Annotated in this window: 10 protein-coding genes and 2 pseudogenes; 8 read left to right on the top strand and 4 right to left on the bottom strand. The window is 63.8% G+C overall.

The features are described from left to right. The first annotated feature begins 49 nt into the window (after positions 1 to 49). Positions 50 to 2,842 carry a DNA polymerase I gene (gene polA, locus CW360_RS10820; protein WP_101193709.1) on the top strand — a complete coding sequence of 931 codons (2,793 nt, stop codon included), beginning with the start codon at positions 50 to 52 and terminating at the stop codon, positions 2,840 to 2,842. A gap of 286 nt (positions 2,843 to 3,128) precedes the next feature. Here polA and CW360_RS10815 read toward each other — a convergent pair whose 3' ends face one another. Next, positions 3,129 to 3,896 carry a hypothetical protein gene (locus CW360_RS10815; RefSeq protein ID WP_392527818.1) on the bottom strand — a complete coding sequence of 256 codons (768 nt, stop codon included), beginning with the start codon at positions 3,894 to 3,896 and terminating at the stop codon, positions 3,129 to 3,131. Positions 3,897 to 4,099: 203 nt separating this feature from the next. After that, complete coding sequence (locus tag CW360_RS10810) at positions 4,100 to 6,382, bottom strand: putative bifunctional diguanylate cyclase/phosphodiesterase (RefSeq protein ID WP_101193708.1); 2,283 nt, start codon at positions 6,380 to 6,382, stop codon at positions 4,100 to 4,102. Between the two features lie 224 nt (positions 6,383 to 6,606). Here CW360_RS10810 and CW360_RS10805 point away from each other — a divergent pair, with 224 nt between their 5' ends. From CW360_RS10805 to CW360_RS10775, 7 genes are all read left to right on the top strand, one after another. Continuing rightward, entirely contained in the window at positions 6,607 to 6,939 is a 333-nt protein-coding gene (locus CW360_RS10805; protein ID WP_101193707.1) for an ArsR/SmtB family transcription factor, read from the top strand. Further along, positions 6,940 to 7,371, top strand: coding sequence for a YeeE/YedE family protein (locus CW360_RS10800; RefSeq protein WP_093984444.1), 432 nt, complete (start codon positions 6,940 to 6,942; stop codon positions 7,369 to 7,371). A gap of 2 nt (positions 7,372 to 7,373) precedes the next feature. Then, on the top strand, positions 7,374 to 7,790 hold the full coding sequence (locus CW360_RS10795; protein ID WP_093984445.1) for a DUF6691 family protein: 417 nt from the start codon (positions 7,374 to 7,376) through the stop codon (positions 7,788 to 7,790). A 13-nt stretch (positions 7,791 to 7,803) separates the two neighbouring features. Beyond that, positions 7,804 to 8,025 (top strand): YgaP family membrane protein, encoded by a 222-nt coding sequence (locus tag CW360_RS10790; protein ID WP_093984446.1) that lies wholly within the window; start codon positions 7,804 to 7,806, stop codon positions 8,023 to 8,025. 30 nt (positions 8,026 to 8,055) lie between these two features. Further along, positions 8,056 to 8,919, top strand: a complete 864-nt coding sequence (locus CW360_RS10785) for an MBL fold metallo-hydrolase (protein WP_101193706.1) — start codon at positions 8,056 to 8,058, stop codon at positions 8,917 to 8,919. After that, a complete protein-coding gene (locus CW360_RS10780; protein ID WP_093984448.1) occupies positions 8,919 to 10,649 on the top strand; it encodes a SulP family inorganic anion transporter in 1,731 nt (576 codons plus the stop codon). The genes CW360_RS10785 and CW360_RS10780 overlap by 1 nt, the downstream gene beginning before the upstream one ends. An 87-nt stretch (positions 10,650 to 10,736) precedes the next feature. After that, complete coding sequence (locus tag CW360_RS10775; RefSeq protein ID WP_101193705.1) at positions 10,737 to 11,729, top strand: cytochrome-c peroxidase; 993 nt, start codon at positions 10,737 to 10,739, stop codon at positions 11,727 to 11,729. 248 nt (positions 11,730 to 11,977) lie between these two features. On the opposite strand, the pseudogene CW360_RS17340 reads toward CW360_RS10775, so the two are convergent. Together CW360_RS17340 and CW360_RS17335 are read right to left on the bottom strand one after the other, a co-directional pair. Beyond that, positions 11,978 to 12,415: pseudogene (locus CW360_RS17340) on the bottom strand (methyl-accepting chemotaxis protein); the annotation flags it as partial. Between the two features lie 105 nt (positions 12,416 to 12,520). Further along, a pseudogene (locus CW360_RS17335) lies at positions 12,521 to 13,294 on the bottom strand (PAS domain-containing protein); the annotation flags it as partial. Between the last annotated feature and the right edge of the window lie 82 nt (positions 13,295 to 13,376).

The raw sequence follows: 13,376 nt of genomic DNA, 5'->3' as shown, positions 1-13,376 counted from the left end.
GATATGCTGATTCTAGCGCCAAGCCCCTGCCAATAGGTTGATTCTTCGCATGTCCCACGCTCCGCTTGTTCTGGTCGACGGCTCCTCCTACCTGTACCGCGCCTTCCACGCCCTGCCGCCACTGGCCAACTCCAAGGGCCTGCAAACCGGCGCGGTGAAGGGCGTGCTGAACATGCTCAAGAGCCTGCGCAAGCAGTACCCGGACAGCCCCTTCGCCGTGGTGTTCGACGCCAAGGGTCCGACCTTCCGCGACGCGATGTTCGAGCACTACAAGGCGCATCGCCCGCCGATGCCCGAGGAGCTGCGCGGCCAGGTCGAGCCGCTGCATGCCGCTGTACGCGCCCTCGGTTACCCGCTGCTGTGCGTGGAAGGTGTGGAGGCCGACGACGTGATCGGCACCCTGGCCCGGCAGACCGCCGCGCTGGGCCGTGACGTGGTGATTTCCACCGGCGACAAGGACATGGCCCAGCTGGTCTGCCCGCATGTCACCCTGGTCAACACCATGACTGGCAGCGTCTACGACATCGCGGGTGTGCGCGAGAAATTCGGCGTCGGCCCCGAGCTGATCATCGACTACCTGGCCCTGATGGGCGACAAGGTCGACAACATCCCCGGTGTGCCGGGTGTCGGCGAGAAGACCGCGTTGGGCCTGCTGGTCGGCGTCGGCGGCGGCCTCGACGTGCTCTACGCCAGCCTGGACAAGGTCCCCGAGCTGCCGATCCGCGGCGCCAAGACGCTGCCGGCCAAGCTCGCCGAGCACAAGGAGATGGCCTTCCTCTCCTACCAACTGGCGACCATCAAGACCGATGTCGAACTGGACGTCGGCGTCGACGACCTGCATCCCGGCGAGCCGGACCGTGCGGCGCTGGTCGCCCTGTATAGCGAGCTGGAATTCAAGGGCTGGCTCGACGAGCTGCAGCGCCAGCAGCCCAAGGCCCGCCCGGCCACGGTGCCGGCGCCGAGCGGCGGTCTGTTCGATGCGCCCGAGCCTGCTGCGGCTGAGAGCTTCGTGGCACCGGCCAGCGAGTCGCGCTATGAGACGGTGCTGGAGCAGGCCCGCTTCGACGCCTGGCTGAAGAAGCTGGAAGCCGCCGAGCTGATCGCCTTCGACACCGAGACCACCAGTCTCGATCCGCAGCAGGCCCAGGTGGTCGGCGTGTCCTTTGCCGTCGAGGCTGGCGAGGCCGCCTACGTGCCGCTGGCCCACTCCTACATGGGCGTGCCGGCGCAGCTGGACCGCGACGCCGTGCTGCGCGCGCTCAAGCCGATTCTCGAAGACCCGGCCAAGGCCAAGGTCGGCCAGCACGCCAAGTACGACATCAATGTACTGGCCCACGCGACCACGCCGATCGAGGTGCAGGGCGTGGCTTTCGACACCATGCTCGAATCCTATGTGCTCGACGCCACGGCGACCCGTCACGATATGGACAGCCTGGCGAAGAAGTACCTGGCGCACAGCACCATCCGCTTCGAGGACATTGCCGGCAAGGGTGCCAAGCAGCTGACCTTCGACCAGATCGCCCTGGAACAGGCTGGGCCCTATGCGGCAGAAGATGCCGACGTGACCCTGCGCCTGCACCAGACGCTGTGGCAAAAGCTGCAGGCCACGCCAAGCCTGAGCAAGGTGCTCAAGGACATCGAGATGCCGCTGGTGCCGGTGCTGGCGCGTATCGAGCGCAACGGTGCGTTGGTGGATGCCCGGCTGCTTGGCGAGCACAGCGTCGAGTTGGGCGAGCGCCTGGTAGCCCTGGAACGTGAGGCCTTTGATCTGGCTGGCCAGGAGTTCAACCTCGGCTCACCCAAGCAGCTCGGCGCGATCCTCTACGACAAGCTCGGCCTGCCGGTGCTGAGCAAGACTGCCACCGGGCAGCCATCCACCGCCGAGGCGGTACTTGCCGAGTTGGCCGAGCAGGAGCACGCCTTGCCCAAGCTGCTGATGGAGTATCGCTCCCTGAGCAAGCTGAAGAGCACCTACACCGACCGCCTACCGGAGCAGATCAACCCGCGCACCGGGCGCATCCACACCAGCTACCACCAGGCGGTTACGGCCACTGGGCGCCTGTCATCCAGCGACCCGAACCTGCAGAACATCCCCATCCGCACCGCCGAGGGGCGGCGCATCCGCCAGGCCTTCGTCGCGCCCAAGGGCTACAAGCTGCTGGCCGCCGACTACTCGCAGATCGAGCTGCGCATCATGGCTCACCTGGCGCAGGATGAAGGCCTGCTGGATGCCTTCCGGCATGGCCGCGACGTGCACAAGGCGACCGCCGCCGAGGTGTTTGGCGTGCCGCTGGAGCAGGTCAGCAGTGACCAGCGGCGCAGTGCCAAGGCGATCAACTTCGGTCTGATCTACGGCATGAGCGCCTTCGGCCTGGCCAAGCAGATCGGCTGCGACCGCAAGCAGGCGCAGGCTTATATCGACGTGTATTTCCACCGCTATCCCGGCGTACTGGCCTATATGGAGCGCACCCGCGAGCAGGCCAGCCAGCAGGGCTATGTCGAGACCCTGTTCGGCCGTCGCCTGTACCTGCCGGACATCCAGGCGAAGAACCCGGCACTGCGCAAAGGCGCCGAGCGTACGGCGATCAATGCACCCATGCAGGGCACCGCGGCGGACATCATGAAGCGTGCGATGGTCGCCGTGGACAGTTGGCTGGGCTCCTCTGGGCTGGATGCCAAGGTGATCCTGCAGGTACACGATGAGCTGGTGCTGGAGGTGCGCGAAGATCAGGTCGAGGCGCTCAGGGCTGGCCTGCTACCGCTGATGAGCGGTGCAGCGGAGCTTGACGTGCCGTTGCTGGTCGAGGCCGGGGTGGGCGACAACTGGGACGAGGCACACTGAAAACGCCTCTTTGCATAGGGTGCGGATGTTTAATAACCAATTGATTTAAACATTCGCTGAACCAATGCGTTGTCAGGCCGTCTGATTCACTGAATGCCTTTGGTGAAGGCCTTCGATGCTCCTGGCAGTGTTTTTAGTGTTGGCAGAATCTGGGCCACGCCCTAGCGGTCCAGAGTTAAACCCCGAGCTTCCCTCTCCCCATAGAAGCTTGGGGTTTTTTTTGCCTGCCTGAAACAGACAGCCCGCCGGACGGCGGGCTGGAGACTGGCTGGCTTGCAACGGTCTGTTAGTAGCCGTTGTTGGCAAGCACCGGTTGCAGGCTGAGCCACTGGTTGGTCAGCGAGCGGGCATGGCGGTCAACCACCATGGGGGCGAAGGGCCGTCCGGAGCTGCTCACCAGGGCGTTGCTCTGGCTATTCATGTCGCCCAGGGCGTTCTTCAGGAAGTGCCAGCGGGTCTTCAGCTTGGCGACTGCCGGATTGCTCTTGGCATCCAGTTCAGCCAATTCGTTTTCGATGGCTGGCAGCAGTACGCGCTCATCCTGGCCGAGGTAGTTATCCGGTTGCTCGCGGGCAATTTCAAAGTTACCCAGGTAGGCACGGCTTAGGTACTGCACGGCCAGGTATTCGACCTTGATGGCGGCTTCCGGTGGGGTGCCATCCACATATTGACTGCGGGTGGCGGTGAGGAAACCACGCAGGGCTCCGGCCAGTTCTTCCGGATAACGCCAGGGCATATCATCTTCGCTGTGGCCAAAGGAAACACCGCGGCGTAATTGGGTAACAAGTTCCTGATGGCTGGCACGCAGTGCCTGGGGCTGTTCAGGGAGCGCGGAAAGAGCCCGAGTGAGGGCGTTGAGGTCTTCTTCCATGCGCTGGGCGTGTTCCTTCTGGAAGCCTTCGCCGCGGTACAGCAGCAGACTGCTGGTGGCGCGGCAGGCATTCACCTGCATCAGTTCCAGCGTGCCGTTGTTGCTGGCAAAGGCTTGTCCCAGACCGCCTAGCAGGGCGATGCCAAGCCATAGCAGGGGGCGGGTGAAGGTAGACAATTGCATGCCGCGTTACTCCTGTGCGTTCCATGTTCTGCGGAGGTTGGGGCAGTCACCGCAGTAGGCTTTGGACCGTGTGGCAGCCACCGCAAAGGGGGGTACTGCATCGAACGGTTCGTTTCATGCTGCGATTTCTGTGCCAATAGCCTATCTCCGGCAAATTGCCAGGCCATGACACTAAAGAGTGATTTGTTGTGCGCCGGGCACGTTCAGCGTGTGCAGTGCGCCACGTCGGCGCTGTTGACCAGTTGACTAGCCGGCAGGGGGCGACTGAACAGGTAGCCCTGGCCGATGTCGCAGCCGAGTTGCTGGAGGAACAGGCGCTGGCCGGTGGTTTCCACGCCTTCGGCGACTACCTTGAGTCCCAGGCTGCGGCCCAAGGCAATCACGGCGCTGGCAATCGCCGCGTCGTCTGCGTCTTCCGGCAGGCCACGAATGAAGCTCTGGTCGATCTTCAGCTTGTGTACCGGAAGGTTTTTCAGGCGCTGCAGCGATGAATAGCCGGTGCCGAAGTCGTCGATAGCCAGTTGCACGCCCAGTGCGCGCAAGCGCTGCAACATCTGCAGCGCCTGGTCCGGATCGTCCATGACGGCGCTCTCGGTGACCTCCAGTTCCAGGCAATGTGGTGCCAGGCCGGTGCGCTGCAACACCTGGGCGACCCGTTGGTCGAGGGAGCCGCGACTGAACAGCCGGCTGGATACGTTGACGGCAATGAAGGCGGGTGCCACGCCTTCGGCCTGCCATTGGCACATCTGCTGGCAGGCGTGTTCCAGTACCCAGGCATCGATGCTGCCGATCAGGCCGCTGTCCTCGGCTACCGGGATGAACTCGCCGGGGGGTACCAAGCCACGCTGCGGGTGCTGCCAGCGTACCAGTGCCTCTACACCCAGGCGCGCACCGCTGTCCAGGTCGTGCAGTGGCTGGTAGTGCAGGCACAGCTGGTTGCTCTGCAGGGCCAGCTGCAGGGCCGCGACCAGCTCGATGCGATGCTGCGCCTGTTCGGTGAGCTCCTGGCTGTAGAAGGAATAGGTTTCACGACCGCTGCCCTTGGCCTTGGACAGCGCCGAGTCGGCGTTGCGCAGGACTTGTTCGACATTCTCGGCATCGCCGGGGAACAGGCTGATGCCGAAGCTGGCGCTGATGCTGATGCGTTGCCCCTGCAACTCGAAGGGCTGGCTCAGCTCGGCGATCAGCTGACGGGCCAGCAAGGCTGCGCCAGCGGCCTGGATGTTGTCCTCGACCAGTACACCAAACTCATCCCCTCCGAGGCGGGCCAGGGTCATGCCGGCACGCAGGCTGCCGAGCAGGCGCATGGCCACTTCCTTGAGCAGCTGGTCGCCAAAGGTGTGGCTGAAGCTCTCGTTGATGTACTTGAAGTGATCAAGGTCGAGCAGCAGCACGGCGGCGTGGCTGTTTTCGCGCTGGCAGCGTTCCAGCGCCTGGCGGGTCCGCTCGCTGAACAGCAAACGGTTGGGTAGCTGGCACAGCGGGTCGTAGTGGGCCATGTGGTCCAGCTCGCTTTGCGAGCGTTTCAGCGCGCTGATGTCGGAAAACACGGCGACGTAGTGGCTGATCAGACCGTTTTCATCGAATACGCTGCGGATACTTTGCCACTGCGGGTAGATCTCGCCGTTCTTGCGGCGGTTCCACACTTCGCCGCTCCAGCTGCCGCGCTTTTCCAGTGCCTGCTGCAGGCTCTGGTAGAACTCCATGCCATGCCGACCTGACTTCAGCAGGCGAGGTGTTTGCCCCAGCACTTCGCTTTCGCTGTAGCCAGTGATACGTGTGAAGGCTGGATTGACGTGAACGATACGTTGCTCGGTGTCGGTGACCAGTACGCCTTCCTGAGTGCTGTCGAACACCGCAGCTGCCTGGCGCAGGCTCTCTTCGTCGGCGCGCCGCTGGGTGATGTCGCGTGCCGTGCCAATGAAACGTTGCGGCTTGCCCTGTTCATCCACCAGTAGGTGGCCGCGACTGAAGATCCAGCGGTAGCTGCCGTCTGCGTGGCGCATGCGATAGGTGGCTTCGTAGCGACGCTCTGCGCCGCTGAGCAGGCGTTCCAGACGGCTGCAGGCCGCACGCAGGTCGGCCGGGTGCAGGCGGGTTTGCCAGGCCTGGCGGGTGTTGCCGAAGTGCGCCTGGGCGTAACCGAGCATGGCGCTGTAGCCGGGTGAGAAAAATACCTGCTGGCTACCCAGATCCCAGTCCCACAGGCCTTCCTGTGCAGCATCCAGGGCCAGGTCGAGCCGTTCGCGGCTAGCGCGCAGATCGCGGCGCAAGCGTCGCTGGATATTCTCATGAAGCAACAGCAACGCCAGCAGCAGGAGGCTGCTGAACAACACAAAGCCCAGCCCCTTGTAGAGCTGGTAGTGCGCCAGTTGCTGGACATCGCCGACCAGGGCCTGCAGGGCCAGATCGCTGCCCAGCACCCAGCCGCCGGCCAGCAGCAGGTAGGCCAGAGTGTAGGCGGTGGCGCAGCGCAATGAGGTCATGAAGGGCAGGCAGTGATGGCAAAGAGCCGCATGCTACTACAGTGGGCGATGCGCGCCATCTTGCCGAAAAATGTGATGGGGTTAACTGATTTGGATCAGGATTCGCCTGGCTCAGCGGGCAGATGCTGACCGGTTATTCAGGTCGAGAGGTGAAGTGCAGGGCGTTGGCTTGCCAATCATTATATTTAAATATATATTGTTTAAAAGTAGATTGAGGCGCGCGCATGAATCCTCCTGTGAACGAAGGCCTGGCGCTGGATATCCAGCAGCTGCGAGACAACGCCGCTGCTGCCGGCCAGTTGCTGAAGACCCTGGGCAATCCGGATCGCCTGCTGCTGTTGTGCCAGCTGGCTCAGGGGGAACGGCATGTCAGCGAGCTTGAGGCGTTGCTGGGGATTACCCAGCCGACGCTGTCGCAGCAGTTGGCGGTGCTGCGCCGCGAGGGGCTGGTGGATACCCGGCGCGAAGGCAAGCAGATCTATTACCGGATCAGCAGTCATGAGGCACTGGCGGTAATCCAGACGCTTTACCAGCTGTTTTGTGCGAAGGAGGTCTGAATGAGCATTGATTGGTTGCATTTCACGCCCTGGTCGGCGCTGGCAGGCGGCGCGTTGATCGGCCTGGCGGCCAGCCTGCTGATTGCCCTCAACGGACGTATCGCCGGTATCAGCGGTTTGCTGGCCGGTGCCCTGGAGGGCGGCGAGGGACGTGGCGAGAAGGCGCTGTTCATCCTGGGGCTGCTGCTGGCACCGCTGCTCTGGCAGGGCTTTGCCGAGTTGCCGGCCGTGCAGCTCGACAGTTCCGCTGTGCTGCTTGGTCTGGCCGGCCTGCTGGTCGGCTTTGGCAGTCGCTATGGCGCCGGCTGCACCAGTGGCCACGGCGTGTGCGGCCTGGCACGGCTGTCGCCGCGCTCGCTGTTGGCGACCTTGTGCTTCATGGCCAGTGGCTTCGTCACGGTGTTCATCCTGCGACATGTCTGGGGAGTTTGATGATGCGTGGACTGACAGCGTTTCTGGCGGGCCTGTTGTTCGGTATGGGCCTGCTGCTGGCCGGCATGGCCAACCCGGCCAAGGTGCAGGCCTTTCTCGACCTGGCGGGAGCCTGGGATCCCTCGCTGGCGCTGGTCATGGTCGGCGCGATCGCTGTTGCCCTGTTGCCCATGCAGTGGGCCCGAGGCCAGTCGCAGGCGCTGCTCGGCGGAGCCATGTGCCTGCCAGGCAAGCGTGCGATCGACCGCCCGCTGATCGTCGGTAGCCTGCTGTTCGGCATGGGCTGGGGGCTGGCGGGTATCTGCCCGGGGCCCGCGCTGGCCCTGTTGCTCACCGGTCAAGCCGGCATTTTCCTGTTCATTGCGGCCATGTTGGCCGGAATGGCGCTGCATACCTTGCTGCAACGGCAGCCCAACTGACCTGGAGGTCATCATGAAAGCCAATGTAGGTACTCTCGACCGCGCCCTGCGCATCGCTGCCGGCTTGCTGCTGCTCGGCCTGACCCTGGCCGGTGTCATCGGCGTCTGGGGCTGGATCGGCCTGCTGCCGCTGGCTACCGGCCTGTTCCGCTTCTGTCCGGCCTATCCCCTACTGGGGATCAGCACCTGCGGACGCGCGGATAGCTGTTGTGGCAAGGACAGCTGCAAGAAATAAGGCTTGGTTTACCGGCAAGAGGATGTCTCGATGCAACCCTTGGTTCAGGCGTTTTTCGACGCGGCGAGCAATACCTTCAGCTACGTGATGCGCGACCCACAGAGCAGTGCCTGCGCGCTGATCGACCCGGTGCTGGACTATGATCCGGCCTCCGGGCGCACTGCCACCCTGGGTGCCGACCGGCTGATCGACTACGTGCGCACGCATGACCTGACGGTGCAGTGGTTGCTGGAAACCCATGTGCATGCCGACCACCTGTCTGCTGCGGCCTATCTGCAGCGGCAGCTGGGCGGGCGCCTGGGCATCGGCGCGCAGATTACCCAGGTGCAGCAGACCTTTGCGCGCCTGTTCAATGTCGAGCCGGCCTTCATCTGCGATGGCAGCCAGTTCGACCACTTGTTCAACGATGGCGAGCGTTTTCAGATCGGTAGCCTGCAGGCGCAGGCCCTGCATACTCCGGGGCATACGCCGGCCTGCATGAGCTACCTGATCGGTGATGCGCTGTTTGTTGGCGACACGCTGTTCATGCCGGACTACGGTACGGCGCGCTGTGACTTCCCTGGCGGCGATGCGCACAGCCTGTATCGTTCCATCCAGCGCCTGTTCAGCCTGCCGGATGCGACACGGGTATTTCTTTGCCACGACTACCTGCCTGCCGGACGTAGCCAATATCAGTACATGACCACCCTGGGCGAGCAGCGGGCGCATAACGTACATGTCCATCAGGGCGTTGCGGAGGCACAGTTTGTCAGCCTGCGTCAGGCGCGGGATGCCACGCTGGGCATGCCGACCCTGCTCCTGCCTTCGGTACAGGTCAACATGCGGGCGGGGTGCTTGCCGCCTGCCGAAGACAATGGCGTGCGCTACCTGAAGATTCCGCTGGACGCGCTCTGATGCCGGCCTGGCTGCGCGGCTACAACCGCCGGCTGGCTGCCGCCGATGGACTGGCGGCGCTGATCGTCAGCCTGTTGCTGGTGCCGCAGAGCCTGGCCTACGCGATGCTGGCGGGCTTGCCGGCGGTGCATGGCTTGTACGCGAGCATCCTGCCTTTGCTCGCCTATGCGTTGTTCGGGTCGAGCCCCAGCCTGGCGGTCGGTCCGGTGGCGGTGTTGTCGCTGATGACCGCTGCCAGCCTCGGCCCGTTGTTTGCGGCCGGTAGTGCCGAGTATGCCAATGCCGCCCTGCTGCTGGCGCTGCTCAGTGGCTTGCTGTTATTGGGCATGGCCCTGCTGCGCCTGGGTTTTCTTGCCAACTTCCTCAGTCATCCGGTGATCTCCGGCTTTATCAGCGGCTCTGCGCTGCTGATTTGCCTTGGCCAGCTGCCGGCCCTGTTGGGGTTCTCGGCGGGTGGTGGCACCTTGCCGGCACAGGTACAGGCTTTGTTCCGGCAGTGGCCGGACAGTCACCTGGCAACCCTGGCCCTGGGTTTGGCCAGCCTGTTCTGGTTGTGGTGGGCGCGGCGCAGCCTGGCCGGCCTGCTGCGGCGCCTTGGCCTGGCAGATCACTGGGCAGACAACCTGGCGCGGACGGCGCCGCTATTGGCCGTGCTGGTCAGTAGTGCAGTGGTGGCCTTTGCACAGTTGGATCAGGCCGGCGTTCGGGTGCTGGGCCCGCTGCCGGTCGGGCTGCCCAGCCTGGCGCTGCCGCACGCTGACGGGTCCCTGTTACGCCAGCTGTTGCCAGCGGCCTTGCTATTGGCCCTGGTAGGCTTTGTCGAGTCGGTGTCGGTGGGACAGACGCTGGCGGCACGCCAACGCCAGCGTATTCGCGTCGAACGGGAGTTGCTCGGCCTGGGGGCTGCCAACCTGGCAGCGGCATGCAGTGGCGGATTGCCGGTGACCGGCGGATTTGCCCGCTCGGTAGTCAACCAGCAGGCGGGCGCACGCACGCCAATGGCTGGGGTGTTCAGCGCCGTATTGATTGCCTTGTGTGCACTGTATTGCACGCCCTGGCTGTACTACCTGCCCCAGGCGGTGCTGGCCGCGACCATCCTGGTGGCGGTGTGGGGCCTGATCGATCTGCGGGCGCTACAGCGCACCTGGCGCTATTCCATACAGGACGGCCTGGCGCAGGGTGCGACATTGCTCGGTGTGCTGCTGTTGGGCGTGGAGGCCGGCATCCTGCTGGGGGTTGCCTTGTCACTGCTGCTGTTCCTCTGGCGCACCAGTCGCCCGCACCTGGCCGTTGTTGGCCAGCTGCCGGGTAGCGAACACTTTCGCAATGTGCAGCGTTTTGCCGTGGTGCAGAGCGAGACGGTGCTGTCGTTACGTGTCGATGAGAGCCTGTACTTCCCCAATGCGCGTTATCTGGAGGAGCGTATCGCCGGGCTGGTGGCCGAGCGTCCGGCGGTGCGCCATCTGGTGTTGATGTGTTCCGGGGTCAACCTGATCGACGCCAGTGCCCTGGAGTCACTGCAGGCGATTGCCGAGCGTCTGCGCGCAGCCGGGGTGTGCCTGCACCTGTCGGAGGTCAAGGGGCCGGTGATGGACCGCCTGCAGCGTAGCCAGCTGCTGGAGCAGTTGGGCGGGCAGGTATTCGTCAGCCATTTCCAGGCGCTGCAGTGCCTTGACCCGCAGAGCGTGGCAAGGGCGGCACACAGCGCGGCAAAACCGCACGGGGAGTAATGACATTGATCGATGTCAATAACGCCCTGCGTCAGTGGGGCAAGCTGCAGTAACTAACCGTGTGCACAAGAAATGAGGAACAACACCATGCATAAATTGCCACTCCTCGCCGGCGGGCTCGCCTTGAGCTTCACCCTGATGGCCGCCGTACCCAACAACGAACCGGTGCAGCCGATCGAAGCAGCCAAGGCCACTGATCCGGCCAAGGTCGAACTGGGCAAGCAGCTGTTCTTCGATCCGCGCCTGTCGCGCTCGGGCTTCATTTCCTGTAACTCCTGCCACAACCTGAGCATGGGCGGTAGCGACAATCTGCCCACCTCGATTGGTCACAACTGGCAGCAGGGGCCGATCAATTCGCCCACGGTACTCAACTCCAGTCTCAACCTGGCGCAGTTCTGGGACGGCCGTGCCGCCGACCTCAAGGAGCAGGCAGCCGGGCCGATCGCCAATCCCAAGGAAATGGCCTTCACGCATACGCTGGCGCTGGACGTGCTCAACTCGATCCCGCAATACCGCGAGGCGTTCCGCAGCATCTACCAGAAGGATGAGATCACCCTGGATGCGGTCACCGATGCCATTGCCCAGTTCGAGGAAACCCTGGTCACGCCCAATTCGCGTTTCGACCAGTGGCTGAACGGCGATGCCAAGGCGCTGACGGCTACTGAGCTGGAAGGCTATCAGCTGTTCAAGAACACCGGCTGCGTGGCCTGCCATAACGGCCCGGCACTGGGCGGCAACTCGTTCCAGAAAATGGGCGTGGTCGAGGCCTACCAGACCGATAACCCGGCCGAAGGCGTAGCGGGGCTGACCGGTGCCGATGCCGATCGCTTCAAGTTCAAGGTGCCGACCCTGCGTAACGTCGAGCTGACCTATCCCTACTTCCACGATGGTGCCTACTGGAACCTCGAGGAAGCCGTCGATGTCATGGCGCGCCTGCAGTTGGGACGCAAGCTGCAGGATGAGGAAATCGCCAAGATCGTGGCCTTCCTCAAGACCCTGACGGGCGAGCAGCCGAGCTTCCAGCTGCCCATCCTGCCGCCCTCCACCGCGGCCACACCGCGCCCGCAGCCTTTCGAATAAACCGTCCGGGTGCTGCAGCAAGCGGCTGTGCGGGGTAACCCGCCCAGCCGCTTGTGCGTTGCGCAGGTTATAAGACGCCTGAGTGGGCATCGCCACTGCTTGAACGTGCTTGCGTAAGGCCCTGAAGGGGTGGGCGAAGCGAGTCAGCTACCCAGACAGCCCGGATAAACGGCGTTTCTGACTCGCGACGTTCGCCCTGCAGCCAGCCTGCGGCGGTTGCTGTGCTGCGCTGCGTTTTGCAGCGCCCGTTAGCGTTGCAGGGTCTCGGCGAAGTGACTGATCGCTTCGACGACCTGGCGCGCTTCACCCTGAATGGCCTGGATCAGCTGGCCAGCGTCCTGCACAAGATCCACACCCTGTTCGGCGCGCTGACGGTTATTGTCCATGCCGCTGACGGCCGTTTGTGCCAGTTCGTGGTTGCGCTTGACCACCTCGACGATTTCCTCGGTGGCCTGGCTGGTGCGTGCCGCGAGACTGCGCACTTCGTCGGCGACCACGGCAAAGCCGCGCCCCTGCTCGCCGGCCCGCGCTGCTTCGATCGCGGCGTTGAGGGCCAGTAGGTTGGTCTGGTCGGCAATGCCGCGGATGGTCCCGACAATGCTGCTGATCATGTCCGATTGCTGGCTGAGCGCGGAAATGTCGGCTGCGGCCTGCTGCAGTTCGCCGGCAATGCCCTGCATCACGCTCACCGTGCGCTGCACGACGCTGGCGCCTTTTTGTGCGCTGGCATCGGTTTGCTGGGCAATCTGGTAGGCCAGTTGGGCGGCCTCGCGCTCGGCGCGGGCTTTCTCCACCTGTTCGGTGACATCGGTAGCCAGCTTGATGATCTTGTAGGGGCGATTGTCGGCATCCACCACCGGGTTGTAGCTGGCGCGTAGCCACAGGGTTCGCCCGTGCTTGTCGACACGCTGGAACAGGCCGCTGATGAACTCGCCGCGATTCAGGCGCTTCCAGAAAGCCTGATAGTCGCTGTGTTCGCTGATCTCGCGCGAGCAGAACAAGCGGTGATGCTTGCCATGGATTTCTTCCAGGCGATAACCCACGGCATGCAGGAAGGTGTCGTTGGCGTGCAACACCTCGCCCTGCAGGTTGAACTCAATCAGTGCGGTGGAGCGGTTGATGGCGCTCATCAGGTCGCGTAGTCGCTGGGCCGCCTCGACGCGTTCGGTAATGTCCTGGGCCAGTTTGATGACCTTGTACACCTGGCCCTGAGCATCGCGTACCGGAATGTAGCTGGCCTCCAGCCAGATGTCCTGGCCTTGCTTGGTGAGGCGCGGAAACTTGTCACTGATGCTCTCGCCGCGCGCCAGGCGCTGCCAGAACTGTCCGTAGGCCGGGCTGTTGCTCAGTTCGCTGCGGCAGAGCAGGTTGTGTGGCTGGCCCTGGAGCTCCTCCAGGCGATACCCCACTACGCGCAGGAACAGCGGATTGGCATCGAGTATCCGGCCTTCCGGGCTGAATTCGATGAGTGCCATGGACTGGCTGAGTGCCTTGAGGATGTTCTGCAGTTGGTCGCGTTCCTGGCGACAGCTGGCGAGTTCACGCTTGATCCGGGTGTCAAACATGGCGCAATTCTCACTGTCAGGGGTGGCGCGTGGATGCCCGGCGGGCACACACGCGGATCTTGCCGAAGCTCCGGCAGGAAGT

Origin of the sequence: Pseudomonas fluvialis, from assembly GCF_002835605.1 — a bacterium.
GTDB classification, from domain to species: domain Bacteria; phylum Pseudomonadota; class Gammaproteobacteria; order Pseudomonadales; family Pseudomonadaceae; genus Aquipseudomonas; species Aquipseudomonas fluvialis.
This window is presented reverse-complemented; position numbering and strand designations above follow the sequence as displayed.